Here is a 23,966-nt window from a genome sequence, read left to right as displayed (position 1 = left end):
CAGCCAGAACGTCGTTGTCGACGGTCCAGGGTCTAGGCCGGTACGTCCCGCGGCTTCGGGGTCGGCCGCTCCGGCGCCGGGCGGGTGCCGTTGTCCGACGAGTCCGGCGCCGGCTTCTCCGCCATCGACCCGAGCAGCTGGCGGGCCAGCCCGAGGCCGGTCCCGCCCATCGCGAGCGCCTTGGTGAGCAGCTCCCCGACGCCGTCGGCGCCGTTGAGCACGATCATGTTGTCGACGTTGCCCAGCGCCGACGCGCCGGCGCGGACGATCTCCGGCCAGTTCTCGGCGAGCTGCTGTGCGATGACGGCTTCCTGGTTCTGCGCCAGCGCGTCGGACCGCGCCTGCATCGCCGCGGCCTCGGCGAGGCCCTTCGCTTTCGCCGAATCGGCTTCGGCGAGGCCCTGCGCGAGCGTCGCGGCCGCGACCGCGTCGCCGGTGGCGCGGGTGGCCGTCGCGTCGGCGTCACCACGGGCCCGCGTCGCCTCGGCCTGCGCCTTCGCCGCCGTCGTCACCCGCGTGGCGTCGGCGGCCGCGGCGAGCTCGGTCTCGCGCGCCTGAGCCTGCGCCCGCGCGATCTGGGCGTCGCGCTCCGCCTCGCTGAGCGTGCGCAGCTCATAGGCCTTCGCGTCGGCCGGCTTGCGGATGGACGACTGCAGCCGCTGCTCGGCGAGGTCGGCCTCGAGTTGCGCGGCACGCGTCTCCTGCACGACGACCTCCTGGCGCGCGGTCGCCTCGGAGAGCGGGCCGGCCTGCGTCGCCTTGGCCGACGCCTGATCGATCTCGGCCTGGTAGCCGGCCTGCTGGATCCGGCTGGCGCGGATCGCGGCCGCCTTCTTCGCCTGCGCCTCCTGCTCGGCCTCGGTGGCCTCCTGGTCGCGCTGCGCCTCCGCGATGCGCGCCGAAGCCGCGATCGCCGCCGCGTGCGGCTTGCCGAGGTTGACGATGTAGCCGGAGTTGTCGTCGATCTCCTGGATCTGCAGCGAGTCGATGACCAGCCCGAGCTTGCTCATCTCGTCGGCCGAGCTGCGCCGCACCTCGCCGGTGAGCGCCTCCCGGTTGTGGATCATGTCCTCGATCGTGAGCCCACCGCAGATCGAGCGCAGGTGCCCGGCGAACAGCTCGTGGATGGTGTTGTTGATCGTGTCCTGCTGGTCGAGGAACCGGCGGGCGGCATTCGCGATGGACGCGTAGTCGTCGCCGACCTTGTAGATGACGACACCGCGCACGGCGACCGGGATGCCCTGCTTCGTCACGCACGAGACCTGCAGGTTCGCCCCGCGGGTGTCCAGCGTGAGCCGGCGCGCCGCCTGGAAGCCGGGCAGCACGAGCGTGCCCTTACCGGTGACGATCTTGAAGCCGAGGCTGTCGGCGGTGTCGCCGGGGCTGCTGCGCGCCCGGAACCCGGAGATGATCAGCGCCTCGTTCGGTTCGGCGACCCGCCAGAACGCCTTCAGCACGAGCGTCAGCACGATGATGCCGACGAGCACGGCCCCGACGGTGATGAGAATGTCCATGATTCCCCCCTGACTGCCCTGAAGGCGCGGGTCAGCCCGCTGTCGTCCAGCGTTCCACGTATGCGGTGCGCGGGGGCTGGAAGTCGACGATCAGGACCTGGGCACCGGGCTCGATCTCCTCACCGGGCTGCTGGGGGTGCGCGTAGAACGCCTCGACCCCGCCGCGCACGGCGACCATGATCTCCCCGACCAACCCCGGCCCGATCCGGCCGCTCACGCGACCCACCTTCCCGATCATGAATCGACCACCGCCACCCCCACCGTCCGAAGCGCTCACCCTACTTCGACCGGCGGGTCGATCATCGTCGGCAGGGCCTCGCGGACGACACCGTAGAAGTACTGATTGCCCGTGGGACGGCCGACCGCAACCTTCGCGCTGCCTGCAGGTTGCGCGCAGGAAAACCGCGCCGGACACCCATTGCGCCGGGCGGCGTTCACGGGCACCCTGCTAAGGGACGCCCAACCACGAATCCGGCGCGGAGGGTGCCCACCCCGAAGCCCCGGAAAACATCACGGACGGTCGGGAACGCTTCCGGCACCTTGCCCGTTCGAGGGTTGACAAACGGTACAGAGCAGCCCGATATGCTCGGCCGGGTTCAGCCGCCAACGGGGGATGCGTGCCCCCACCAACAGATTCGGAGCAGTAATGGGCGTCAGCCTGACCAAGGGTGGAAACGTCAGCCTCACCAAGGAGGCACCCGGTCTCACGAACGTGGTCGTCGGTCTCGGCTGGGACGTCCGCACCACCACCGGCACGGAGTTCGACCTGGACGCCTCGGCGATCCTCGTCGGCACCGACGGAAAGGTGCTGTCCGACAAGCACTTCGTGTTCTTCAACAACAAGACCAGCCCCGACGGCACCGTCGAGCACACCGGCGACAACACCACCGGTGAGGGCGAGGGCGACGACGAGCAGATCAACGTCAACCTCGCCGGCCTCGGCGCCGACGTCGACAAGGTCGTCTTCCCGGTCAGCATCTACGACGCGGACTCGCGCTCGCAGAGCTTCGGCCAGGTCCGCAACGCGTTCATCCGCGTGGTGAACGCCGCCGGCCAGGCCGAGATCGCGCGTTACGACCTCACCGAGGACGCCTCCACCGAGACCGCCATGGTCTTCGGCGAGCTCTACCGCAACGGTGCGGAGTGGAAGTTCCGCGCAGTCGGGCAGGGTTACGCGTCGGGCCTCGCGGGCATCGCCCGCGACTTCGGTGTGAACGTCTGAGGTCGGCGCTGTGGCCATCGACTACAGCAAGCGTCCCTCCAAGGGGCAGCAGCAGGGCCAGCAACCGACCCCGCCTGCTCAGGGAGGGCCGGTCTCGCTGTCGAAGGTCACCCTGACCAAGTCCGCCCCGAGCGTCTCCCTCACCAAGGGTGGCGCGACGGGCGGGCAGCTGCGGGTCAACCTGCAGTGGACATCGGGCGCGCAGGAGAAGCGGGGCCTGTTCGGCGGCTCGCGCAAGTCGGGCGGGATCGACCTCGACCTGGCCTGCCTGTGGGAGTTCACCGACGGCAGCAAGGGCGTCGTGCAGGCGCTCGGCAACGCTTTCCAGGCCCCTTACCAGGGGGCCCCGATCATCCGGCTGGACGGCGACGACCGTTCCGGCTCGGCGGTCGGCGGCGAGAACATGTACATCGATCTGTCCAGGGTCCGCGAGATCCGCAGGATCCTCGTGTTCGCCTTCATCTACGAGGGCGTGCCGAACTGGGCGAGTGCCGACGGTGTCGTCACCCTCTACCCCGTCGCGGGGCCGGAGATCGAGGTACGGCTCGACGAGCCCGATTCCGGTTCGCCGACATGCGTCATAGCGATGTTGGAGAACCAGGGTGGTGATCTCGTCGTGCGTCGCGAGGTGAACTACATCAGGGGCGGGCAGGCAGATGTCGACCGCGCCTATGGGTGGGGAATGGAGTGGGCCCGCGGGCGAAAGTGACGCCGCGGTGATCGATCCGTAGCCGAAGGTGTCACATCGGGGTGACGCACGACGAGAGGTAAGCCGTGCGGCATTTCGACTATCTCACGCCGTCCGACATCGAGACGCTCTTCGAGCGGCCACCGGAGGAGTTCGACCGCGGAAGCGGGCTCGAGTTCCTTTCGGTGGCGCTCGGGGCGACGTTGTACATGCCGGCCGACCGGCCGTCGCTGACGGCCGACATCGTCAAGCAAGCGGCGGTCGGGGTCACCTCGATCGTCGTGTGCCTCGAGGACGCGATCGCCGACGAGGAGGTCGCGGAGGCCGAGGAGAACCTGCTCGACGCGTTCCGCGCGCTGCACGAGGAGTCGAGCGCGGCGTTGCCGCTGCTGTTCGTGCGGGTGCGCGGCGCGGGGCAGATCGTGTCGCTCGTCGAGCGGCTCGGGCCCGCGGTCGCCGTGCTGGTCGGGTTCGTGCTGCCGAAGTTCACCGCGGCCAGCGGCACCGAGTACCTCGTCGAGCTCGACCGCGCCGACCGGATCGCCGGCACGACGCTGCTGGCGATGCCGGTGCTGGAGTCCGGCTCGGTGCTCTACGCCGAGACGCGGGGCGACGAGCTCGCCCGCCTGCGTGCGCTGCTGCACCGCGACCGGCGGCGGATCCTCGCGGTCCGGCTCGGCGCCACGGATCTGTGCGCGCTCTACGGCCTGCGCCGCTCACCCGAGCTCGCGATCTACGACATCAAGGTCGTCGCCGACCTGATCGCCGACGTCGTCAACGCGCTGGCCAGGGCCGACGGCACGGGATTCACCGTCAGCGGGCCCGTCTGGGAGTACTTCGGCGGCCCTGAGCGGATCTTCAAGCCGCAGCTGCGACGCTCCCCGTTCGACGAGCACAACGAGCAGGAGCTGCGCGGCAAGCTCGTCTCCCGCGCGATCGACGGGTTGATCAGGGAGGTCCTGCTCGACAAGGCCAACGGCCTCACCGGCAAGACCGCGATCCACCCCAGCCACGTCGCGGTGGTCAACGCGCTCTCCGTCGTGTCGTTCGAGGAGCACCGTGACGCCTCCGACGTGCTCTCCGCCGGCCGCGCCAGCGGGGTCATGGCATCCGGGCACAAGAACAAGATGAACGAGATCCGCCCGCACACCGCGTGGGCGCGGGCCACGCTGCTGCGCTCGCGCGTCTTCGGGGTGGCCGCGGACGACGTGTCGTTCGTCGACCTCCTCGCGGCGAGCCTGCCCCGGTGAGCGCCGGGACCAGCGCCGATATCGCCCCGGCCCCGGACGTCGTCGGGCGGCTGGGGGTGCGCTTGCACCCCCGAGGCACCGGCGCCGACGCCGGGGTGCTGCTGCGACTGGGGCTGCGACGCAACCCGCGGCGCGCGCAGCTGCTCGTCTCGACCGTGTTGGGCAAGCACATCCCCACCGATCCGCGGCTGGTGCGGGCGGCGGGGCTGCTGCTGGGCGGGCTGGTCGGCGACGTGCTCGCCGGGCACCCCCGGCGGGAGCTGCCGGTCGCCCTGCTGCACGCGGCCGTGCGCGCCGAACCGGGTGCGGCGCAGGCCCTGCACGCCGCGGCCACCCCGCCCGGAGATCCCCACGACGTCCTCGTCCTCGGCTTCGCCGAGACGGCGACCGCGCTCGGGCACTGCGTCGCGGAAGGTCTCGGCGGCACCGACTACCTGCACTCCACCCGCCGTCCCGTGGCCGGCGTCGCGCAGGCGGGCGGGTTCTCCGAGGAGCACTCGCACGCGACCGAGCACTTCCTGCTGCCGGCCGATCCGGCGCTGCTGCGCGGCGACCGGCCGCTCGTGCTCGTCGACGACGAGCTCAGCACCGGCCGCACGGCGCTGAACACGATCACGGCGCTGCACCGCGCCGCCCCGCGCGAGCGGTACGTCGTGGCTGCGCTCGTCGACGTGCGCGACGAGGACGCGCACGCCTTGCAGGCCGGGGTGGAGGCGCTCGGGGCGCGGCTCGATGTCGTCTCGCTCGCGCAGGCCGCCGTCGAGCTGCCCGACGACGTCGTCGAGCGGGCTGCCGCGATCCGGGAGGAGCTGGATCGGGACGCCGCCGCAGGCGCGGCCCAGGCCGCTCCGGACGTTGCCGAGGTGCGGCTGGAAGCGCTGGGCTGGCCGGCCGGGCTGCCGGTCGGCGGCCGGCACGGTTTCCTGCCGGCCCACCACCGCACGCTCGACGACGTGTTGCCCGCTCTCGTGACCCGGCTGGCCGCGGCGACCGGGCTACGGCCGGGTGAGCGGGTGCTCGTGCTCGGCACGGAGGAGCTGATGGCGCTGCCGCTGCGGCTCGCGCAGGTGCTCGCCGGTGCGGGGCCGAGCGTCGCGTTCTCGACGACCACCCGCTCCCCCGCCGTCGTCGTCGCAGCCGAGGGGTACGCCCTGACCAGCGGCATCACGTTCCCCGCGCACGACGACCCGGCCGACGGGCCGGGTCCGCGGTTCGCCTACAACCTCGGCGGCCGACACACGTGGGACCACGTGCTGGTCGTCGTCGACCCGCCTGCGCTCACCCCCGCGCTGGCGAGCGGCCTGCTCGCGGCGCTCGCCCCGCTCACCCGGAGGACAACCGTGGTGGTCACCCCGTGACCGTGCAATCCCCTCGTCCGGCACACCCGGCACCCCCACCACTGCGCGGACCCGCGTTCGGCAGCTATGCGGCCGACGAGGTCGGCTGGCTGCTCACCGACCTCTCCGGAGTCGCGTTGGAGGCGCCGACCGAGGAGCGCGAGGAGGCCGTGCAGAGCGGCGGGGCGCACTACGCCGAGTCGTTGCCGCAGGAGTACCAGCCCGATGCCGGATACCTGGAGCTGTACGAGGAGGCGTTGGCGGCGTCGGCGCCCCGGCTCGCGCAGGCCGTCGGCACGGTCGCGGATATGGTGCTTCGGGAGCGCGGCCGTGACGTCGTACTGGTCTCGCTGGCCCGCGCCGGCACGCCCGTCGGGGTGCTGCTGCGGCGGTGGGCGGCGCGCCGGTACGGGCTGGACCTGCCGCACTACGCGGTGTCGATCGTGCGCGGCCGGGGCATCGACCAGCTGGCGCTGCAGTACCTCGACGAGCACCACGACCCGGCGAAGGTGGTGTTCGTCGACGGGTGGACGGGCAAGGGCGCGATCTCGCGCGAGCTGGCCGCCGCGGTCGAGCTGCACGCCGCGTCGACCGGCGCGCGGTTCGACCCGGAGCTGGCCGTGCTCGCCGACCCGGGCCGCTGCGCGCGACTCTTCGGCACCCGCGACGACTGGCTGATCGCCTCGGCGTGCCTCAACTCGACGGTGTCGGGCCTGGTCTCGCGCACGGTGCTGAACGATCGGCTGATCGGTCCGGGCCAGTACCACGGCGCGAAGTTCTACGCCGAGCTCGCCGGCGCCGACGTCTCGAACACGTTCCTCGACACGGTCACCGCCGCGTTCGACGACGTGCGCGACACCACCCCGCCGACCGACCGCCAACCCGACTTCGCGGGCTGGGCCGCCGTCGACCGGATCGTCGAGGAGTACGGCATCGGCGACCCCAACCTCGTCAAGCCGGGGGTCGGGGAGACCACGCGGGTGCTGCTGCGCAGGGTGCCGTGGCGGGTGCTCGTGCGCGCCGGCGCGCGCGCCGCCGATCTCGCGCACGTCCGGCTGCTCGCCGAGCGCCGCGGGGTGCCCGTCGAGGAGGTCGCCGACCTCCCCTACAGCTGCGTGGGGCTCATCCATCCGCGGTTCACCCGCGGCGCGACGGGCGCCGACGGACTGGCGGCCGCGCGGTGACCGTCGTCTGCCTCGACATGGACCGCACGGTCATCTACTCCGCCGCCGCGCTCGACCTGCGCGTCCCCGACCATGAGGCGCCCCGCCTGCTGTGCGTGGAGATCTACCAGGGCGCGCCGCTGTCGTTCCTCACGGAGGACGCCGTCGCGGCGCTGCAGCGGTTGCAGAGCCGCGCTGTCGTCGTCCCGACGACCACCCGCACCCCCGAGCAGCTGGCCAGGATCCGGCTGCCCGGCACCGCGCCGCGCTACGCGATCGCGAGCAACGGCGGGCACCTGCTCGTCGACGGCGTGCCCGACGGCGACTGGGCGGCGACCGTCCGGGCGCGGCTCGCGGGATGCGCGCCGCTCGCGGAGATCGAGTCGCACCTCGCGGCGAGCGGCGGGCCGTTCCTGCTGCGGCTGCGCACGGCGAGCGACCTGTTCGCCTACGCCGTCGTCGACCGGGCCGCCCTGCCCAGCGGCTGGGTGGAGGCGCTGGCCCGTTGGTGCGGACCGCGGGGCTGGCGGGTCTCGCTCCAGGGCCGCAAGGTCTACGCGGTGCCGGAGCCGCTCACCAAATCGGCCGCGGCGCACGAGGTTGTCGCCCGCTGCGGTGGCGGGCCGCTGCTCGCCGCGGGCGACTCCCTGCTCGACGCCGATCTGCTGGAGGCCGCCGACGCCGCCATCCGCCCCGCGCACGGCGAGCTGGCCGACGCCGGGTTCACCCGCGACCACCTCGCCGTCACCGTAAATACGGGCGTGCTCGCGGGAACCGAGCTGCTGGAATGGCTCGTTGACCGGGTAGCCGCCGCCGGCCGGATGTCCGTTTCTGGCAGGCTGTGAGCAGCGCATCACAGAACTTTTCGGAGGGATCGTCTTCATGGCCCTGTGGGACCAGCTCAAAGCACGTGTAGCGACGATGACCACGCAGACCAAGACGCAGGTCAGCAAGTTCCAGAACAAGGAGTTCGCCAACGCTAGCATGGCGATGTGCGCGCTGATCGCGGCGGCCGACGGCTCCATCGACGCCTCCGAGCGCGCGAAGACCGCGGCCTTCATCGGCAGCAACGACGTCCTGTCGGTGTTCCAGCCGGCGATGCTGCAGGAGCGGTTCGAATGGTACGCCTCGAAGCTGGAGTCGAACTTCGACTTCGGCAAGCTCGAGGCCATCGCAACCATCGGCAAGCTGAAGTCGAAGCCCGACGCCGGCCGTGCCGTCATCAACGTCGGCATCATCATCGGTGGCGCCGACGGCGACTTCGACAAGAACGAGCAGCAGGCCGTCCGCGAGGCCTGCAACGCCCTCGGCATCCCGCCGGCGGAGTTCGACCTCTGAGCTCGCTGAGACACGTAGGGCCCCGCACGGCGTGCGGGGCCCTACGCACGTCAATCCGGCTCCGCAGACCGAACTTCCCCACCGTTTTGTGCACTTGCGCGCTCTGTGGGCGCGCAAGTGCACAAAACGGTGGGGAGATTTGGTGGCGGAGACGCGGAGGGCCCCCGCGCGTGCGCGGGGGCCCTCCGTGTGTCGTGATCGATCAGAGGTAGCCGACGGTTGCCGGGAGCAGGTCCTGGAACGTGCGGCCGGTGGCGATCCCACCGATCGCGGTCATCGTCCACTCACCGGCGCCGCCGCGGGAAACCTTCGCCATGATCTGGGCGTTGTGGCGGCCCGATCCGGTGAGCTCGTAGCGGGCGAGCTCCTCGTTGGTGGTCTCGTCGACGAGCCGGCAGAACGCGTTCTCGATCTGGCTGAAGTCCTGGCCGGTGAACGAGTTCACGGTGAAGACGATCTGGGTGATCGTCGCCGGGAGGCGGGTGAGGTCGACGACGACCGACTCGTCGTCGCCCTCGCCCTCACCGGTGAGGTTGTCGCCGGTGTGCTGGACGGAGCCGTCCTTGCTGCGCAGCTGGCGGAACCAGACGGCGTCGACGAGGTTGTTGCCCGCGTCGAACAGCAGCGCCGAGGCGTCGAGGTCGATCGACTGCGACCGCGAACCGAAGAGGCCGCGCTTCTTGACCGCGTCCCAGCCCAGTCCCATGCGGACGAGTGTCAGGCTGCCTCCCCCGCGCTTCGCGAGCGAGACCTTCTGGCCCTTCGTCATGTTGACGGACACGCACACTCCATTTCGCCGTTGCTGGTGGTGTGAAGGAAGATCCGACCTAGTGGTGCTCTGCCTTTTCGGCAGCGATCTCGTCAGCGGTCTTGTGGGTGTCGATGCCCTCAGCAGCCAGGCGCCGATTGCGCAGGATGCTGGAGAGGAACGCTGCACCGATGAACGCGACACCGATGAGACCGGTGACGACCTCGTCGACGTGGTAGCCGATGCCGACCAGCAGGATCACCGCGAGTGCGCCGATGGCCCAGTGGGCGCCGTGTTCGAGGTAGACGTAGTCAGCCAGGGTGCCCTTGCGGACGAGGAACACCGTGAGCGACCGGACGAACATCGCGCCGATGAGGCCGAGGCCCAGCGCGATGAGGATCGGGTCGGTGGTTATGGCGAACGCGCCGATGACGCCGTCGAAGGAGAACGCGGCGTCGAGCACCTCGAGGTAGAGGAACAGGAAGAAGCCGGCCTTACCGGTCGCCTTCGCCAGCCCGGACGGGCCGCCGGAGCCGTTGGACGCGCTCGCCGAGGCGGCGGCGGTTTCGGTCGTGTCGGCCTTCTCCGCGTCCCCGTCCGCGGCCCCGTCCTCGTCGTCGGAGACGCCGGCGGCCTGGTCGAAGAACTCACCGAGGCCGTTGACGGCCAGGTAGGTGACCAGGCCGAGGGCACCGGCGATGAGCACGGTGGCCCGGTGCGGTTCGTCGGCGAGGTTGGTGGCCAACAGCACGAGCGCGACGAGCGCGATGACGACCGAGAGCCGGTCCAGCTGGCCGATCTTGGCCAGCGGCTTCTCCAGCCAGGCCAGCCACTTGATGTCGCGGTCCTCGAACATCCAGTCCAGGAACAGCATGAACAGGAACATGCCGCCGAACGCCGCGATCTGCGGGTATGCCTCGTTGAGCAGGTGCGCGTAGCTGGTCGGGTCGCTCTCCGGCCGTTGCTCCAGCGCCAACGTCATGGCTTCGACCGGATTGAGGTTCGCGGTGACACCGACGATCACCAGCGGGAACACCAACCGCATACCGAAGACCGCGATCAGGATGCCGACGGTCAGGAAGATGCGCTGCCAGAACGCATCCATCCGCTCCAGAACGGTCGCGTTGACCACGGCGTTGTCGAACGACAGCGAGATCTCCAGGATGCCCAGGATCGCGCAGAGGATCAGCCCTTCCCAGCCGCCGTAGATCAGCGCGACGGCGAGTGACACCACCGTCACGAGGTAGGACAAGCCGAATATCCTAAGGTTCATATCCCCTGTTCCTGTTTCTGCGTCGGCAGCCTCGGCCGGTCCTGGCACCCAAAACCGCAGCTAACCGTAGCCCCTCGCTGATCTCCCACCGGCGAGGCATGCCCGATTTGTGGCATCACCCACCAGCGTGCCCGTCCGAGCGGCACTCGGTGGAGCGCACGCCCGCGACGGCGGCGCTCACGGCGTAGACCGGCACGTTTCCGGCAGGGGCTCCACCGTCCTCGATGGCGGTGGCGCGGGTGCGGCCGACCACCCGCCAGCGCTCCGCGGCGGGGTCAACGAGACACCGCACGCGGTACTCCACGTCGCCGGCGGCCGAGCTCGTCCACGACACCCGTACCGAGCCGCCGGAGATCCGGGTCGCCATCACGTCGCTCGGCGCGGGTGGTGCCCCACCCGCCACCGGTGCCGCGGCTGCCGGTGGCGCTCCCAGTGGCGCTGCCGCTGCGGCGCTCACCACCGGTTTCGTCGGTTCCGGCGCGCTGTCGGAGCGGGTCTCCGCCGAGCTGCGCCCGGCCTGGAGGGCCACCACCGAGTACACGGGGGCCTCGACGCCGGGCGGGGCGCCGCCGTCCTCCATCGACGTCGAGCTGACCCGTCCGAGCACCTGCCAGGTGCCGTCGGGGCGCTGCCGGCTGACCCGGTAGAGGACCTCGGGGCTGGTCGACGGCGCCCACAGCACGACGACGTCGCCGCGGGTGTCGCGGGCGGCGTTGACCCACGGCGGCGCGACGAGCGGCAGCTGCTCCAGCGCGGCGAGCGCGCCGGGGTGGCCGGGGCAGGTGTCCAGCACAGCGAGCAGTTGGCGGGCCCGGTCGGACTCGGGGCCGGCCAGCGCCGCGGCGACGGCGGAGTCGGCGCGCTCGACGTGGCGTCGGGCCTCGGCGAGGAGCCGCTCGATGTCGTCGGCGGTGTCGCCAGCCGTCCGGCTGAGGTGTTCGAGGTGCTCACAGGCCTCGGTCCAGCGGCGCGCCGCGTAGGCGGTCTCGGCGGCGCGGCGGCGCAGCTCCGCCTCGGCCAGCACGGCCTCGATCTCGCCGGCGACGGCCCGCACGGGCGTGGCCCCGTCGGCGCCCGCCAGCCGTTCGGCCTCGGCGACCTTGCGCTTCGCCTCCACCGGCCGCCCCGCACGCAGCGCAGCCCGGGCCGCCTTCAGCGGCTCCTCCCACCGCGGGCGCTGCGGAGCGCTCGGCCGGGCCGGCGGTGGCGCTGGGTGGGACCCCGAATCGATCGACCCCGACTCGATCGTCGTGCCCAGCTCGGCCGCGAGCCGCTCCAGTACGGCACGGGCGCGCGCTTCGTCGAGGCCCTGCGCGACCGCTTCCTCCACCAGGTGGGCGTGGTCTTCGGCGACGAGCCGGTCCTCCACCAGCACCGCCGCCCGCACGCGCGGGCGCAGGTGCTCGGTGACGTCGGCGGCGACGGCGTCCAGGTAGGTCTCGATGGCCGGGCGGCCCGGCTCGATCAGCTCCTCGACGTGCACGAGCAGCTCGTCGACGACCGCACGCAGGCGTTCGGGCGGCAGCTCGCGCGCACGCGAGCGCCAGGCCGCCGCCCGCGCGCGCACCTCCTGCTGCGACGCCGAGGGCTCCAGCCCGAGCAGCGCCAGCAGCGTCGCCGGGGCGGGGTTGTCGGTCAGCCGGCCGAACTCGTCGAGCAACGCTCGCACCTGGCGGCGACGTTCGGCCCCGATGCCGGGTTCCGGCGGCGGCTTCGGCGCCGCGGAGCTCTCGACGAACCGGTGCCGGCGGGTCCGCGCGGCGACCTCCGCGGGGGTGAGCCCGGCGAGCGCCCCGACCTCTTCGAGGCCCGCGACCTTGTCCTTCGGGATGCCGCCGTGGCGTTGCACGAGCCGTGAGATGGCCGCGTCGAGCAGCTCGTAGCGCGCGGAATCACGCTGCTCGCGCTGGGCGCGCACCCGGGCGGCCGCGAGGGTGCGCCGGCCGGCGTCCAGGAGCTCGGCGCTGCGCATCTCGTGCGTCTCGACCAGCAGGCCGACCAGGACGCGGTACTTGGGATGGTCGCGCTGGCGCTGCCACGCGCCCCAGACCTCGGCGATCCGCTCCGCGACCGTGGCGTCGGAGAGGTCGGCGGCCGCCTCGATAGGGATGTCGTAGAGCTCGAAGGGGTCGGACGTGTCGGGCCCGCCGCGCTTCTCGATGGCCGCGAGCACCCGCTTGCGGTAGTCGTTCGCGTCGAAAGGGGGCAGCCCGGCCGCCCGGTCACCCGTCACGTCGGCGGGTCCTCCCGAGCTGGTCGCGCTCGCGCGCCACCTCGGCCTGGGACAACGTTGCGCCGGTCGTCGCCGTCAGCGTGAGCGGGATGCCGGCGTCGACGTGGAAGGCCGTGACGTGCAGGACACCGTCGAAGCCCATCTGGAACGTCACCCGCACCTCGCTGCCCTCGTCGTAGCCGGGCGGAATGCCGGTGATCTCACCGACGATGAGGATCTTCGCGTCCTCAGGTCGGCTCGACTCGGCCTGGCCCTGCTGCTCGACGACGGTGACCTCGATCTCCGTCTGGTCGGCGCGCATGGTGCCGAACGAGCGGCTCGTGCGGATGGGCAGCCGGTCGTTGCGGTGCACGAGCCACGCGGGTTCGAGCCGCCCGGCCATCGAGTTCACGGCGAGCACGCCGAAGCCCCGGGAGACGACCGTGTCGACGGTGATCTCCACCGCGCGCCGGACCTGGATCAGCGGCACCCCGTACGCGTCGGCGACCCGCCGGCAGCTCTCGTCGAGGTCGCCGGACGCGGCGTCCTCCAGCGGCGCGCCGTCGCGCAGCCGGCCGCGGGTGCGCAGGTCGGCTCCGACCATGCGCTCCAGCTCCTTCTTCTCCCCGTACAGCGCCGCGCCGCGCGCGACCGCGAGGTCGGGGTCGTGCAGGCGCGGTTCGAGGTCGAGCTCCTTCTGCAACGCGGCGGCGACCGCGGGCATCCGGGACGAGCCGCCGACCAGCAGCACGCTGTCGACCTTCGCGACACCCCGGCGCGCGGCCTCCGCGAGGCAGGCGCGGGTGAGGTCGAGCGTGCGGCGCAGCAGCGACGCCGTCATGTCCTCCAGCTCGGTGCGGGTCAACGAGATGGTCGAGCGGGCGCCGTCGTGCGCCACCACGACGTCGGTGCGGTCGACGTCGGAGAGCTGGTGCTTGGCGCGTTCCGCGGAGAGGACGAGCGCCTGCGCGCCCGCAGAGTCGTCGAGCGGGTCCTCCGCCGCGGGGTTCTCCGCGCAGAACGCCCTGGCCAGGTGCAGCGCGATCCGCTCGTCCCAGTCGGCGCCGCCGAGCTGGTGGTCGCCCTCGACCGCGAGCACCGAGATGCGCCGGTCGGCCAGCTCGATCACCGTGGCGTCGAACGTGCCGCCGCCGAGGTCGTAGACGAGCACGGTCTCGCTGGTGGGCCGGCCGGCCTTGGCGAGGTCGGGGCTGCCGTCGAGCCGGCCGAAGCCGTAGGCGAGCGCTGCCGCGATCGGCTCGGACAGCACGTCGACGACGTCGAGGCCGGCGTAGGTGCCCGCGAGCACGGTGGCGCGCCGCTCCTCGTCGCCGAAGTAGGCGGGGACGGTGATCACCGCGGAGGTGGGCTGCTCACCGGTCGCGTACCCGGCGTCGGCGACGAGGCTCTTGAGGATCAGCGACGACACCGCGGGGGCCGACCACCCCTTCCCGTGCGCGACGAACCGCCACTCCGAATCGCCCATGCGGCGCTTGACCAGCGCGCACACGTGCTCGGGGTCGAGGCGGGCCTCTCGGCGCGCACCCTGCCCGACGACGTGCTCGCCGGCCGAGGCGAACAGGACGACCGACGGGGTGGTCTCCTCGCCCGACATCCCCGCAAGCACTTGGGGGCGCCCGTCGGGACCGGTGCGCGCGATAGCGGAGTTCGTGGTCCCGAGATCGATTCCATGGACGGCCACGAAGCCGAGCGTAGCGATCTCGTCGCTAGGCTCGGCAAGGTGCCCGAGCCGTCACTGCAGTCCGTCGCCGACAAGATCGACGACGTCGCCCGCCTGCTCACGCGGCAGACCGCGACGTTGGGCCAACTGGCCGATCGCCCTGCCCCGTCCGGCCCTGACGTCGCGCTGCTGGTCGACCTGCACGCGCTGCGCGGCGACGCGATGACCTGCGCGGCGACGGCGCGGTCGCGGCGGGAGCGGACCGCGTTCACCGCGCTCGCGGGCGGGCTGGAGCGCCTGCTGGTCGGCCGCGGCGGGCAGGTGGTCGAGCCGGCGCCGGGCGACGCGTTCAGCGGGGCGACGATGGAGGCGGTCGAGGTCGTCCCCGTCACCGACCCGGCGAAGGACCGGACGGTCGCCGCGGTGCTGGAGCCGGGCCTGACGGCGGGCGGGCGCTCCGTCCGCGCCGCCCGCGTGGCCGTGCACCGGCACAAGGGCTGACGCGACCCAACCCGGCGCGGCGCACCAGGTGGGTGTGCCGGGAAAGTGGCTTTCCCGGCGCGGGGCCGGGAACGCGGCCTAACCGGCATCGTGTGCGGGACGCACATATCGCCGCTACGCGAGGGCAGGAAAGCCACTTTCCGGCCCTCACAGGGCAGGAAAGTGGCTTTCCTGCCCTCCCCCGATCCGGCGCACCCTCGGGCGCACCCGAGAGCCGGAAGGGGTCGCGGCTGTGACGGACGCCGCGTTGCGGGATCGCCCGGGTCAGCCGACCTCGGCCATGACCTCGTCGGACACGTCGAAGTTGGCGTACACGTTCTGCACCTCGTCGCTGTCCTCGAGCGCGTCGATCAGCCGGAACACCTTCTTGGCGCCCTCGGCGTCGAGCGGGACGGACATCGAGGGGAGGAACGTCGGGTCGGCGGAGTCGTAGTCGATCCCCGACTCCTGCAGCGCGGTGCGCACCGGGATGAGGTCGGTGGCCTCCGACACGACCTCGAAGCTCTCGCCGAGGTCGTTGACCTCCTCCGCGCCCGCGTCGAGCACGGCGAGCAGCAGGTCGTCCTCGGTCAGCTCGCCCGCCTTGGGGACGATCACCACACCCTTGCGGGTGAACAGGTAGGCGACCGAGCCGGGGTCGGCCATCGCGCCGCCGTTGCGGGTCATCGCGGTGCGGACCTCGGTGGCGGCGCGGTTGCGGTTGTCGGTGAGACACTCGATGAGCAGCGCGACGCCGTTGGGGCCGTAGCCCTCGTACGTGATCGTCTGGTAGTCGGCACCGCCGGCGTCGGCACCGGAGCCGCGCTTGACCGCGCGGTCGATGTTGTCGTTCGGGACCGAGCTCTTCTTCGCCTTCTGGATGGCGTCGAACAGCGTGGGGTTGCCGTCGGGGTCACCACCTCCGGTGCGCGCGGCGACCTCGATGTTCTTGATCAGCTTCGCGAACATCTTGCCGCGGCGGGCGTCGATGACGGCCTTCTTGTGCTTGGTCGTCGCCCATTTGGAGTGGCCGCTCATGAAAACCCCTTCACCATGCAGAAATCCTCACGATGCTACCGGCGGGCGTCGGAGACCCGTACACGACCCGTTCACCTCGATGTGGCCCGAGTCACACAGCTCGAAACCCAACGCTTCTCCGCCAGGGCGGTCGTGCACGGCATGACCACTTCGCACACGAACACCCGCAGCACCGCCGTCACACTCGGTGCGCTGACCGCCCTGCTCGGCGTCGGCGGCAACGCCGTCCTGATCGTCATGGGACTGGCCCGCATCACGTCCGGCCAGGGGCCCGCGACCGACCGGAGCATGGCCTGGTTGATGGTGATCTCCGCCCTGATCTCGCTGATCGGCTGGGTGGCCGCGACCGTCACGCTGAACCGGCGCATCAACCGGCAGCCCCACTCGGAGGCCCTGATGGCCTGGGGCCTCAAGGTGGCGCTCGGCCTGCCTTTCGTCTCGTGGCTGACGGTGTTCGTCGCGCTCGGGGGCGGCGCCGGCGTCACCGCGCTCGTGTTCGCGGTGGTGCTCGGGATCGCCGCGCGGCGGATCGTGCCGAAGCTCGGGGCCTGATCGTCCCCGTGCGAGAGTGGGCCAATGGCCCCCGGCACCGGCTCCTGCGTCGACGCGCTGCTCGCGCGGTGCGCGCCGCTGTCCTTCGCGCCGCTGCCCGAGTTCGCCGACACCGTTCCCGAGGGGCCGGGCTGGTTCACCGCCGGGAACGCGCCCGCGCACGTCGACGCCGTGCTCGCCGCGAGCCCGGCGCCGCGGGGGCCGCACGCCGTGCACGCCACCCGCACGTTCCTGCGTGAGCTGATCTTCTACGTCGCCGCCACCGCGCACCTCGTGGAGTGCGCGCCGGTGCTCGACGCCACCGGCTACCACTTCCACGCGGGCGGCCCCGACGGCGTCGACCGCAGGGTGCTGGTCGCACGCGGCTGGACGAAAGGCACGTCCACGAGCGTGGACGCGGTGGCCGCGGCAGGGCTGGTGGCCGTCGCGGAGCCGGTCGTCGCGGCGATCCGGGCGCGTGGCGGGGTGGGGCCACGCACGCTCTGGGGCTACGTCGTGGACATGACGCACTTCGGGATGCTCGCGCTCGCCCGCCAGCTCGGCACCGATCGCACCGCCGCATGGGAGCGCGCCGAGCAGCTCGCCGAGGCTCTCTACTCAGCTGGTGTCCCGCGCATGTCGACGCCGGAGCTGGTGCGCTTCGGGGAGCAGCGCGACGACGTGTGGGGCGTGCGCGGGGCGTGCTGCCTCGACTTCCGCGACCGGTCGCACGGCATGTGCATCACGTGCCCCGTCCTCGACGCCGCCGGGCGCCTCGGGAAGTGGGAGACGTCGAGCCTCCGGCCCGCGTGAACCGCTGACCCCGAGGCCGGGATGCGTGCGATCCGCACGCAAGGGCAGCAAAGCCACTTTCCTGCCCTCACAGGGCCTGAAAGTGGCTTTCCTGCCCTCCCGTCGCCTCCCGGCGGCCGACCCCGTAGACGTAGGTAAGGGTAGCCTTCTACTCTGCGCCGCATGGTGCATGATCTTCTCGAGCGGCCGGTGCTGCGCGACGAGCTGAGCCGCCGGGGCCTGCTGACCGCCATGGGCGCCGCCGGCCTGCTGGGCGCGGTCGGGTGCGCGCCCGCCATCCCGGCCGGGTCGTCCGCGCCCGCGGTCCGGACGGTCACGCACCCGCTCGGCACCAGCGACATCCCGGTTGCGCCGCAGCGGGTCGTCTCGCTCGACTCGAACGGGGCGTTGCAGGTCAGCCTCGAACTCGGCGCGCCGCTGATCGCCTCCGAGACGCTCGACGGCGCCGTCTCGCTGCCCGGCTACCTGCCCGCTCCCCCACCGGGGTTCACCTCGCTCGGCTTCAACAAGCTCAACCTGGAACGGCTCGCCGAGCTCGGCCCCGACCTGATCATCGGGAACATGCAGCGCGTCGAGGAGAACTACTCGAAGATCTCCGCGATCGCGCCGACCGTCCCGTACGAGAACGCCGGACGTGGTGTCGACTGGCGCGAGGCCGTCCGCGTGGTCGGCGACGTGCTGGGCGCCCGGGCCGAGGTCGACCGCAGGCTCGCCGGGTACGCCGAGCGCGCGGCCGCGGTCGCGAGCGCGCGAGCGGCTGCGATCCAGAAGTTCACGGTGGCGCTGCTGCGGTTCACCAACACCGAGCTGCGGATCGTGCGTGGCGGGATCTTCGGCTCGTCGATCCTCGGCCACGTCGGCGTGCGCAGGCCCGCGTCGACGGACCTGCCGGGCGACAACGCGAACTACGTGTCGATCGCGGAGGAGACGGTCGGGGTGGTCGGCGACGCCGACGTGATCCTGTACTTCATCGGCGGCGGGGGCTCGGAGCTGGGCACGCCGCGGGCCACGTTCGACCGCTTCACCACGGGTGGGCTCTGGCAGCAGCTCCCTGCCGTTCGAGCCGGACGGGTGGTCGAGCTGGATCCGGTCGCGTGGTGGGACGGCTATTCCGTCTCGGCTGCGACGGTGTGCCTCGACGAGCTCGACAAGGCACTAGCGCGGTTCTGAAACACCGGGCCGGTCAGGCCGCCGCCGCGGTCTCCCGCACCATGTCGCAGAACAAGGCGTGCAGCCTGCCGTCGCCGGTCAGCTCCGGGTGGAACGACGTCGCCAGCACAGCGCCCTGGCGCACCGCGACCGCCCGTCCGGCCGCCGGGCCGGCGTCGGAACCGGCGAGCGTCAGGCGTGGGACGGTGGCCAGCACCTGCACGGCGGGCCCGGTCGACTCCACCCACGGCGCCCTGATGAACACCGCACGCATGGGGCCGCCGGAGACGCCGTCGACGGTCAGGTCGGTCTCGAACGAGTCGACCTGCCGACCGAACGCGTTGCGCCGCACGACCACGTCGAGGCCGCCGAGCTGCTGCTGGTCGGGGCGCCCGTCGAGGACCTCGCGCGCGAGCAGGATCATCCCCGCGCACGACCCGTAGGCGGGCATGCCGGCGGCGATGCGCGCCCGCACGGGTTCGAGCAGCTCGAACGTCTCCAGCAGCCGGCTCATGGTCGTGGACTCGCCGCCGGGCAGCACGAGCGCCTCGACGGTGTCGAGCTCGACCGGCCTGCGAACGGCGACGGACCGCACCCCGCACGCGTCGAGCGCGGCGAGGTGCTCACGAACGTCCCCCTGCAGCGCGAGGACTCCAACAACCGGTGTCACGCCACCAGGATAGGCCGTGACGCGGACCACTTCGGACCGCTCCAGGCCGCTCCGGAGGGGTCATCCCTTGGCGACGTCCTTCTTCGCCGTCGCCCCGCGGACCGCCTCGGCGACGGCGGGCGCCACGCTGGCGTCGAACACGCTCGGCACGATGAACGACGGGTTCGGCTCCGGGACGACGTTGGCGATCGCGGCGGCGGCCGCGAGCAGCATCGCGTCGGTGATGTCGCGGGCCTGCGCGTCGAGCAGCCCGCGGAAGACACCGGGGAACGCCAGCACGTTGTTGATCTGGTTCGGGTAGTCGGAACGGCCGGTCGCGACGACGGCGGCGTGCTGCGAGGCGACGGCGGGGTCGACCTCGGGGTCGGGGTTGGCCAGCGCGAACACGATGGAGTCCGACGCCATCGTGGCCAGCTCCGCCGCACCGAAGAGGTTCGGCGCGGATACGCCGATGAACACGTCGGCGCCGACGAGCGCGTCGGCGAGCGTCCCCGAGACACCTTCGGAGTTGGTGTGCTCCGCCATCCACGTCAGGTTCTCGTCGAGCCCGGGCCGGCCCTTGTGCACGATCCCGTCGATGTCGACGGCGAGCACGTCGCCAGGGGCGCCGGACTGCAGCAGCCGGATGATCGCCGAGCCGGCCGCGCCGACACCGCAGACGACCACGCGGCAGTCGGAGAGCTTCTTGCCGACCACGCGCAGAGCGTTGCGCAGCGCGCCGAGCACGACGACGGCCGTGCCGTGCTGGTCGTCGTGGAACACCGGGATGTCGAGCATCTCGCGCAGCCGCGCCTCGATCTCGAAGCAGCGCGGCGCCGCGATGTCCTCGAGGTTGATGCCGCCGTAGCCGGGGGCGAGGATCTGGACGGTCCGGATGATCTCTTCGGTGTCCTGGGTGTCGAGGCACACCGGCCACGCGTCGACGTTGGCGAACCGTTTGAACAGCGCCGCCTTGCCCTCCATCACCGGCATCGCGGCGGCGGCACCGAGGTTGCCCAGCCCGAGCACGGCGGACCCGTCGGTCACCACGGCGACGGTGTTGCGCTTGATCGTGAGGCGCCGCGCGTCGGCGGGGTTGGCCGCAATGGCCTGGCAGATGCGCGCGACACCGGGGGTGTAGGCGCGGGAGAGGTCGTCGCGGTTGCGGAGGCTGACCTTCGACTGCACCTCCAGCTTGCCGCCGAGGTGCAGCAGGAAGGTGCGGTCGGAGACCTTGCGGACGCTCACGCCCGGCAGCGACTCCAGTGCCGCGGTGATCTCCTGCGCGTGCGACTCGCCGCGCGCGTTGAAGCTGATGTCGACGACCAGCGTCGCGGTGTGGGCCTCCACGACGTCGAACGCGGTGACGACGCCCCCGACACGGCCGACGGCCATGGTGAGGTCGCCTGCCGCGCTCGCGGAAGCGGGCACGTCGACGCGGGCGGTAATGGCATATCCGGGACCGGGAACGGGCACGGCGCGACCCTACCGGCGCTGTATACGACGGCCGCGTTCGCGATCGTTCTGTCCATTCCACAATTCGGTGACGCACGTCACATCGGCCGACCCCAACGTCGAGCTGTGTAACGAAATCGTCTGCATCGACCGCATCTGAGCCCAACAGGAGTGACCATGACGATGGCGACGAAGGCACCGACACCTGCGGCGCCCGCCCGCGGAGGCCACACCCTGCGTGGGATTACGGATGCGCCCGGACGCCGCACTGCGGCACTCTCAGCCCTGTCGGTGCGACACCTTAAAGTGTGCTCCGACCAGGGGGGACGATCGATCATGGTTGCTGGAACCGACATCATCACAAACGACGAGTTCGCCGGGATCAGCGCGCTGCTGCTGCAGATCGCCGATACCGGTGAGGGCACCGTCGTCGGGCTCGTGCCTGCGGGGCGGGCCGGGCTGCGACGGGTTTCACGCACGCAGGCGGCCGAATTCGACCGCCGGTTGGAGCAGGCCTACCGCGACCGGATGCCGGCGTTGCTGCGCCACGCCGTGCGCAAGGTGGGCGACCACGGCCGCGCCGAGGACGTCGTGCAGCGTGCATTCGAGAAGATCCTGCGGCGGTTCCAGGAAAACCGCCCCGAGATCAGCAACATCGATGCGTACGTGTTCACCACGGTGTGCAACGAGATCAACCGCGAGCTGCGCGACGTCATCCCGGCCCGGCGCAACGCCGCCGACCCGGAGGAGCTCGACGTCATCGCGCTCCCGCGCAAGGACGTGTCCACGCAGGTGGCCGATGCGCTCGCGGTGCGCGCCGCGCTCGCCGAGCTGTCGCCGCGCGAGCGGGAGGCGGTTGTGATGCGCCTGCAGTGGCAGCTCTCCGTGGCCGAGGCCGCGGAGGTCATGCACCTGTCCGACGGCGCGGTGAAGCGCTACACCGCCGACGGCGTGCGCAGGCTCCGCGAGCGCCTCTCGGCGTAGCGGCTGGACTCACCCGCAGAAGGACCCGGCACGTGGGGCGTGCCGGGTCCTTCTGCGTTCACCACCCCGACTTCCCTTGCCCGGCTGGTCAGCGCTGCGGCGACTGGGGTTGTGACCACGCCGTCACAGGTGTGAGATGGCGCACATGTGAGGTCCGGCAGTCGACGCAGTGTCGCGGAGGTGGTCGCCATGGCGGTCAGAGCAGATGCAGGGCAGCGCCAGAGCCAGCAGGGGAAGGGCGGCCCCGCCGTCACCGACCCGGCCCGGATCCGCAACGTCGTGCTCGTCGGGCCGTCGGGCTCGGGCAAGACGACGCTGGTGGAGGCGCTACTCGCACACACCTCGGCGATCCCGCGGGCCGGCGCCGTCGTCGACGGCACCACGGTGTGCGACCACGACCCGGCCGCCGTCCGCCAGCAACGCTCCGTCGCGCTCTCGGTGGCGCCGCTCCTGCACGCCGACACCAAGATCAACCTGATCGACACCCCCGGCTACGGCGACTTCGTCGGTGAGCTGCGCGCCGGCCTGCGCGCTGCCGACGCCGCGCTGTTCGTCGTCGCAGCCGCCGAGGGCCGCGAAGGCACGATCGACCCGGCGACCGTCGCGCAGTGGGAGGAGTGCGCCGCCGTCGGCATGCCCCGCGCTGTCGTGATCTCCCGGTGCGACCACGCCCGCGCCGACATCGAGGCGACCATCGCCGCATGTCAGGACGCGTTCGGCGCCGGCGTCGCGCCGCTGTACCTCCCGTTGCGCAGCGGAGAGGGCGGGCTGACCGGCCTCTACGGGCTGCTCTCGCAGACCCCCGCGGGCGCCGCTCCCGCCGGCGCCGAGGACGCGCGCGGCGAGCTGATCGAGGGGATCATCGAGCAGTCCGAGGACGAGTCGCTCATGGAGCGCTACCTCGAAGGCGAGGACCTCGAGGTCACCACCCTCATCGACGACCTCGAGACGGCCGTCGCACGCGGCTCCTACCACCCGGTGATCCCCGTCTGCGCCAGCAGCGGCACCGGACTCGACGCGATGCTGGAAGTGCTGGTCGGCGGGTTCCCCTCGCCGCTGGAGCACCCGCTGCCGCGGGTCTCGGGCGTCGACGGCAGCGAGCACCCGGTGCTGCACGCCGACCCGGACGGCCCGCTCGCCGCCGAGGTGGTGCGCACGTCGGCCGACGCCTACGTCGGCCGGGTGTCGCTCGTCAGGGTGTTCTCCGGGACGCTGCGCCCCGACTCGACGGTGCACGTCAGCGGCCACCATGCAACCGTTCCGGCGCAGCGGTCCGCCGGCGACGACAACGGCCACGACAACGACGAGCGCCTCGCGCACGTCTACGCACCGCTCGGCGCGACGCTGCGCGAGGTCGACGCGTGTGTTGCCGGGGACATCTGCGCGCTGACGAAGCTGGGCAGCGCCGAGACCGGCGACACCGTCTCCGCCGCCGACCACCCGCTGCTGCTCTCGTGCTGGGACCTGCCCGAGCCGCTGCTGCCCATCGCGGTGGTCGCGCACACCCGCGGCGACGAGGACGCGCTGGTCAAGACGCTCGCGAAGATCGTCGCGGCCGATCCGACGCTGCAGCTGGAACGCAACCAGGAGACCCACCAGACGGTGTTGTGGTGCATGGGTGAGGCGCACGCCGACGTTGTGCTCTCGCGGCTGCGCGCCGGCGGCGCGGAGATCGACACCGAGCCGGTGCGGGTGCCGCTGCGCCAGACGATCGCCAAGCCGGCGCGCGTGACCGGCCGGCACGTCAAGCAGTCGGGCGGGCACGGCCAGTACGCCGTGTGCCACGTCGAGTTCGAGCCGCTGCCGCGCGGGTCGGGGTTCGAGTTCACGTCGAAGGTCGTCGGCGGCTCGGTGCCGACCCAGTTCATCCCGAGCGTCGAGAAGGGCATCAGGGCGCAGCTGGAGCGCGGGCTCTCCGACGAGCACCACCCCGCCGTCGACCTGCGGGCGACGCTCGTCGACGGGAAGGCGCACAGCGTCGACTCGTCGGATGCGGCCTTCCAGACCGCCGGCTCGCTCGCCCTGCGGGAAGCCGCGACGGCATGCGGGACGGTCACCCTGGAGCCGTACGACGAGGTGGCGATCCGGGTGCCCGACGAGCACCTGGGCTCCGTGCTCGGCGACCTGTCCGGTCGGCGGGGTCGGGTGCTCGGCACCGACGTCGCGGGGCTGGGCCGCACGCTCGTGCGCGCTGAGGTGCCGTGCATCGAGCTGCTGCGCTACGCCGTCGACCTGCGAGCCATGACCAGCGGCGCCGCCACGTTCACACGCACCTTCGCGCGCTACGACGTGGCCCCCACCTGACCGAAGTTCCCCACCGTTTTGCCAACCTGCACGGCCTTCCGGGTGTGCAAGTTGGCAAAACGGTGGGGAAGTTGGTGGCGGGTATCGGGCGTGGACGTCGCGGACCACCCGATCGGGGTGTCCCGCGAGGTAGCGTG

The 23,966-nt window shown here is 72.0% G+C and carries 22 protein-coding genes; 13 read left to right on the top strand and 9 right to left on the bottom strand.

From position 1 onward, the window contains the following. Window positions 1-32: 32 nt before the first annotated feature. Together LL648_RS17090 and LL648_RS17085 are read right to left on the bottom strand one after the other, a co-directional pair. Window positions 33-1,514 carry a flotillin family protein gene (locus LL648_RS17090; RefSeq protein WP_232663566.1) on the bottom strand — a complete coding sequence of 494 codons (1,482 nt, stop codon included), beginning with the start codon at window positions 1,512-1,514 and terminating at the stop codon, window positions 33-35. A 31-nt stretch (window positions 1,515-1,545) separates the two neighbouring features. Next, on the bottom strand, window positions 1,546-1,731 hold the full coding sequence (locus LL648_RS17085; RefSeq protein ID WP_232663565.1) for a hypothetical protein: 186 nt from the start codon (window positions 1,729-1,731) through the stop codon (window positions 1,546-1,548). A 429-nt stretch (window positions 1,732-2,160) separates the two neighbouring features. On the opposite strand from LL648_RS17085, the gene LL648_RS17080 reads away from it, so the two are divergent. From LL648_RS17080 to LL648_RS17050, 7 genes are all read left to right on the top strand, one after another. Continuing rightward, window positions 2,161-2,736, top strand: coding sequence for a TerD family protein (locus LL648_RS17080; protein ID WP_232663564.1), 576 nt, complete (start codon window positions 2,161-2,163; stop codon window positions 2,734-2,736). A gap of 10 nt (window positions 2,737-2,746) precedes the next feature. Further along, the gene (locus tag LL648_RS17075) at window positions 2,747-3,445 is read left to right on the top strand and encodes a TerD family protein (protein ID WP_232663563.1); all 699 of its coding nucleotides are present in this window, start codon (window positions 2,747-2,749) and stop codon (window positions 3,443-3,445) included. Window positions 3,446-3,510: 65 nt separating this feature from the next. Next, on the top strand, window positions 3,511-4,674 hold the full coding sequence (locus tag LL648_RS17070; protein WP_232663562.1) for an HpcH/HpaI aldolase/citrate lyase family protein: 1,164 nt from the start codon (window positions 3,511-3,513) through the stop codon (window positions 4,672-4,674). Beyond that, window positions 4,671-6,032 carry a phosphoribosyltransferase family protein gene (locus LL648_RS17065; RefSeq protein ID WP_232663561.1) on the top strand — a complete coding sequence of 454 codons (1,362 nt, stop codon included), beginning with the start codon at window positions 4,671-4,673 and terminating at the stop codon, window positions 6,030-6,032. The genes LL648_RS17070 and LL648_RS17065 overlap by 4 nt, the downstream gene beginning before the upstream one ends. After that, window positions 6,029-7,195 (top strand): cysteine protease StiP family protein, encoded by a 1,167-nt coding sequence (locus LL648_RS17060; protein ID WP_232663560.1) that lies wholly within the window; start codon window positions 6,029-6,031, stop codon window positions 7,193-7,195. The genes LL648_RS17065 and LL648_RS17060 overlap by 4 nt, the downstream gene beginning before the upstream one ends. Beyond that, window positions 7,192-8,019, top strand: coding sequence for an HAD family hydrolase (locus tag LL648_RS17055; protein ID WP_232663559.1), 828 nt, complete (start codon window positions 7,192-7,194; stop codon window positions 8,017-8,019). The genes LL648_RS17060 and LL648_RS17055 overlap by 4 nt, the downstream gene beginning before the upstream one ends. Window positions 8,020-8,095: 76 nt before the next feature. Beyond that, window positions 8,096-8,512: a tellurite resistance TerB family protein gene (locus LL648_RS17050; RefSeq protein WP_232663558.1), complete on the top strand. Its 417-nt coding sequence runs from the start codon at window positions 8,096-8,098 to the stop codon at window positions 8,510-8,512. A 202-nt stretch (window positions 8,513-8,714) separates the two neighbouring features. On the opposite strand, the gene LL648_RS17045 is transcribed toward LL648_RS17050, so the two are convergent. The 4 genes from LL648_RS17045 to LL648_RS45240 all read right to left on the bottom strand — a co-directional run bounded on the left by LL648_RS17045 (window position 8,715) and on the right by LL648_RS45240 (window position 14,447). Next, window positions 8,715-9,293, bottom strand: a complete 579-nt coding sequence (locus tag LL648_RS17045) for a TerD family protein (protein ID WP_232663557.1) — start codon at window positions 9,291-9,293, stop codon at window positions 8,715-8,717. Between the two features lie 46 nt (window positions 9,294-9,339). Next, a complete protein-coding gene (locus LL648_RS17040; protein WP_232663556.1) occupies window positions 9,340-10,581 on the bottom strand; it encodes a DUF475 domain-containing protein in 1,242 nt (413 codons plus the stop codon). A gap of 67 nt (window positions 10,582-10,648) precedes the next feature. After that, window positions 10,649-12,766: a hypothetical protein gene (locus tag LL648_RS17035; RefSeq protein WP_232663555.1), complete on the bottom strand. Its 2,118-nt coding sequence runs from the start codon at window positions 12,764-12,766 to the stop codon at window positions 10,649-10,651. Then, window positions 12,756-14,447 carry an Hsp70 family protein gene (locus LL648_RS45240; protein WP_232663554.1) on the bottom strand — a complete coding sequence of 564 codons (1,692 nt, stop codon included), beginning with the start codon at window positions 14,445-14,447 and terminating at the stop codon, window positions 12,756-12,758. Before LL648_RS45240 ends, LL648_RS17035 begins: the two co-directional genes overlap by 11 nt. A gap of 39 nt (window positions 14,448-14,486) precedes the next feature. Here LL648_RS45240 and grpE point away from each other — a divergent pair, with 39 nt between their 5' ends. Then, the gene (gene grpE, locus LL648_RS17025) at window positions 14,487-14,927 is read left to right on the top strand and encodes a nucleotide exchange factor GrpE (RefSeq protein WP_232663553.1); all 441 of its coding nucleotides are present in this window, start codon (window positions 14,487-14,489) and stop codon (window positions 14,925-14,927) included. Between the two features lie 264 nt (window positions 14,928-15,191). Here grpE and LL648_RS17020 read toward each other — a convergent pair whose 3' ends face one another. Further along, entirely contained in the window at window positions 15,192-15,944 is a 753-nt protein-coding gene (locus tag LL648_RS17020; protein WP_232663552.1) for a YebC/PmpR family DNA-binding transcriptional regulator, read from the bottom strand. Window positions 15,945-16,085: 141 nt separating this feature from the next. Here LL648_RS17020 and LL648_RS17015 point away from each other — a divergent pair, with 141 nt between their 5' ends. From LL648_RS17015 to LL648_RS17005, 3 genes are all read left to right on the top strand, one after another. Then, window positions 16,086-16,496: a hypothetical protein gene (locus tag LL648_RS17015; protein WP_232663551.1), complete on the top strand. Its 411-nt coding sequence runs from the start codon at window positions 16,086-16,088 to the stop codon at window positions 16,494-16,496. Window positions 16,497-16,520: 24 nt separating this feature from the next. Beyond that, window positions 16,521-17,288, top strand: coding sequence for a hypothetical protein (locus tag LL648_RS17010; RefSeq protein ID WP_232663550.1), 768 nt, complete (start codon window positions 16,521-16,523; stop codon window positions 17,286-17,288). Window positions 17,289-17,450: 162 nt separating this feature from the next. Further along, complete coding sequence (locus tag LL648_RS17005) at window positions 17,451-18,458, top strand: ABC transporter substrate-binding protein (protein WP_232663549.1); 1,008 nt, start codon at window positions 17,451-17,453, stop codon at window positions 18,456-18,458. Window positions 18,459-18,471: 13 nt separating this feature from the next. Here LL648_RS17005 and pdxT read toward each other — a convergent pair whose 3' ends face one another. Together pdxT and LL648_RS16995 are read right to left on the bottom strand one after the other, a co-directional pair. Next, on the bottom strand, window positions 18,472-19,107 hold the full coding sequence (pdxT, locus tag LL648_RS17000; RefSeq protein ID WP_232663548.1) for a pyridoxal 5'-phosphate synthase glutaminase subunit PdxT: 636 nt from the start codon (window positions 19,105-19,107) through the stop codon (window positions 18,472-18,474). A gap of 60 nt (window positions 19,108-19,167) precedes the next feature. Then, on the bottom strand, window positions 19,168-20,562 hold the full coding sequence (locus LL648_RS16995) for an NAD-dependent malic enzyme (RefSeq protein WP_232663547.1): 1,395 nt from the start codon (window positions 20,560-20,562) through the stop codon (window positions 19,168-19,170). A gap of 315 nt (window positions 20,563-20,877) precedes the next feature. On the opposite strand from LL648_RS16995, the gene LL648_RS16990 reads away from it, so the two are divergent. Both LL648_RS16990 and LL648_RS16985 read left to right on the top strand, forming a co-directional pair. Next, entirely contained in the window at window positions 20,878-21,525 is a 648-nt protein-coding gene (locus tag LL648_RS16990) for an RNA polymerase sigma factor (protein WP_232663546.1), read from the top strand. Window positions 21,526-21,714: 189 nt separating this feature from the next. Next, window positions 21,715-23,829, top strand: a complete 2,115-nt coding sequence (locus LL648_RS16985; protein WP_232663545.1) for an elongation factor G-like protein EF-G2 — start codon at window positions 21,715-21,717, stop codon at window positions 23,827-23,829. The last annotated feature ends 137 nt before the right edge of the window (window positions 23,830-23,966 follow it).

It is taken from the genome of Pseudonocardia sp. TRM90224 (assembly GCF_021245725.1).
Lineage (GTDB): Bacteria > Actinomycetota > Actinomycetes > Mycobacteriales > Pseudonocardiaceae > Pseudonocardia.
Note: the sequence above shows the minus strand (reverse complement) of the source record. Positions and strands in the feature narration are given on the sequence as shown.

Coding starts and splice junctions, on each gene's coding strand:
- LL648_RS16985 (WP_232663545.1), top strand. CDS start 21,715: ATGGCGGTCAGAGCAGATGCAGGGCAGCGCCAGAGCCAGCAGGGGAAG.
- LL648_RS16990 (WP_232663546.1), top strand. CDS start 20,878: ATGGTTGCTGGAACCGACATCATCACAAACGACGAGTTCGCCGGGATC.
- LL648_RS17015 (WP_232663551.1), top strand. CDS start 16,086: ATGACCACTTCGCACACGAACACCCGCAGCACCGCCGTCACACTCGGT.
- LL648_RS17005 (WP_232663549.1), top strand. CDS start 17,451: ATGGTGCATGATCTTCTCGAGCGGCCGGTGCTGCGCGACGAGCTGAGC.
- LL648_RS17010 (WP_232663550.1), top strand. CDS start 16,521: ATGGCCCCCGGCACCGGCTCCTGCGTCGACGCGCTGCTCGCGCGGTGC.
- LL648_RS17080 (WP_232663564.1), top strand. CDS start 2,161: ATGGGCGTCAGCCTGACCAAGGGTGGAAACGTCAGCCTCACCAAGGAG.
- LL648_RS17020 (WP_232663552.1), bottom strand. CDS start 15,944: ATGAGCGGCCACTCCAAATGGGCGACGACCAAGCACAAGAAGGCCGTC.
- LL648_RS17050 (WP_232663558.1), top strand. CDS start 8,096: ATGACCACGCAGACCAAGACGCAGGTCAGCAAGTTCCAGAACAAGGAG.
- LL648_RS17090 (WP_232663566.1), bottom strand. CDS start 1,514: ATGGACATTCTCATCACCGTCGGGGCCGTGCTCGTCGGCATCATCGTG.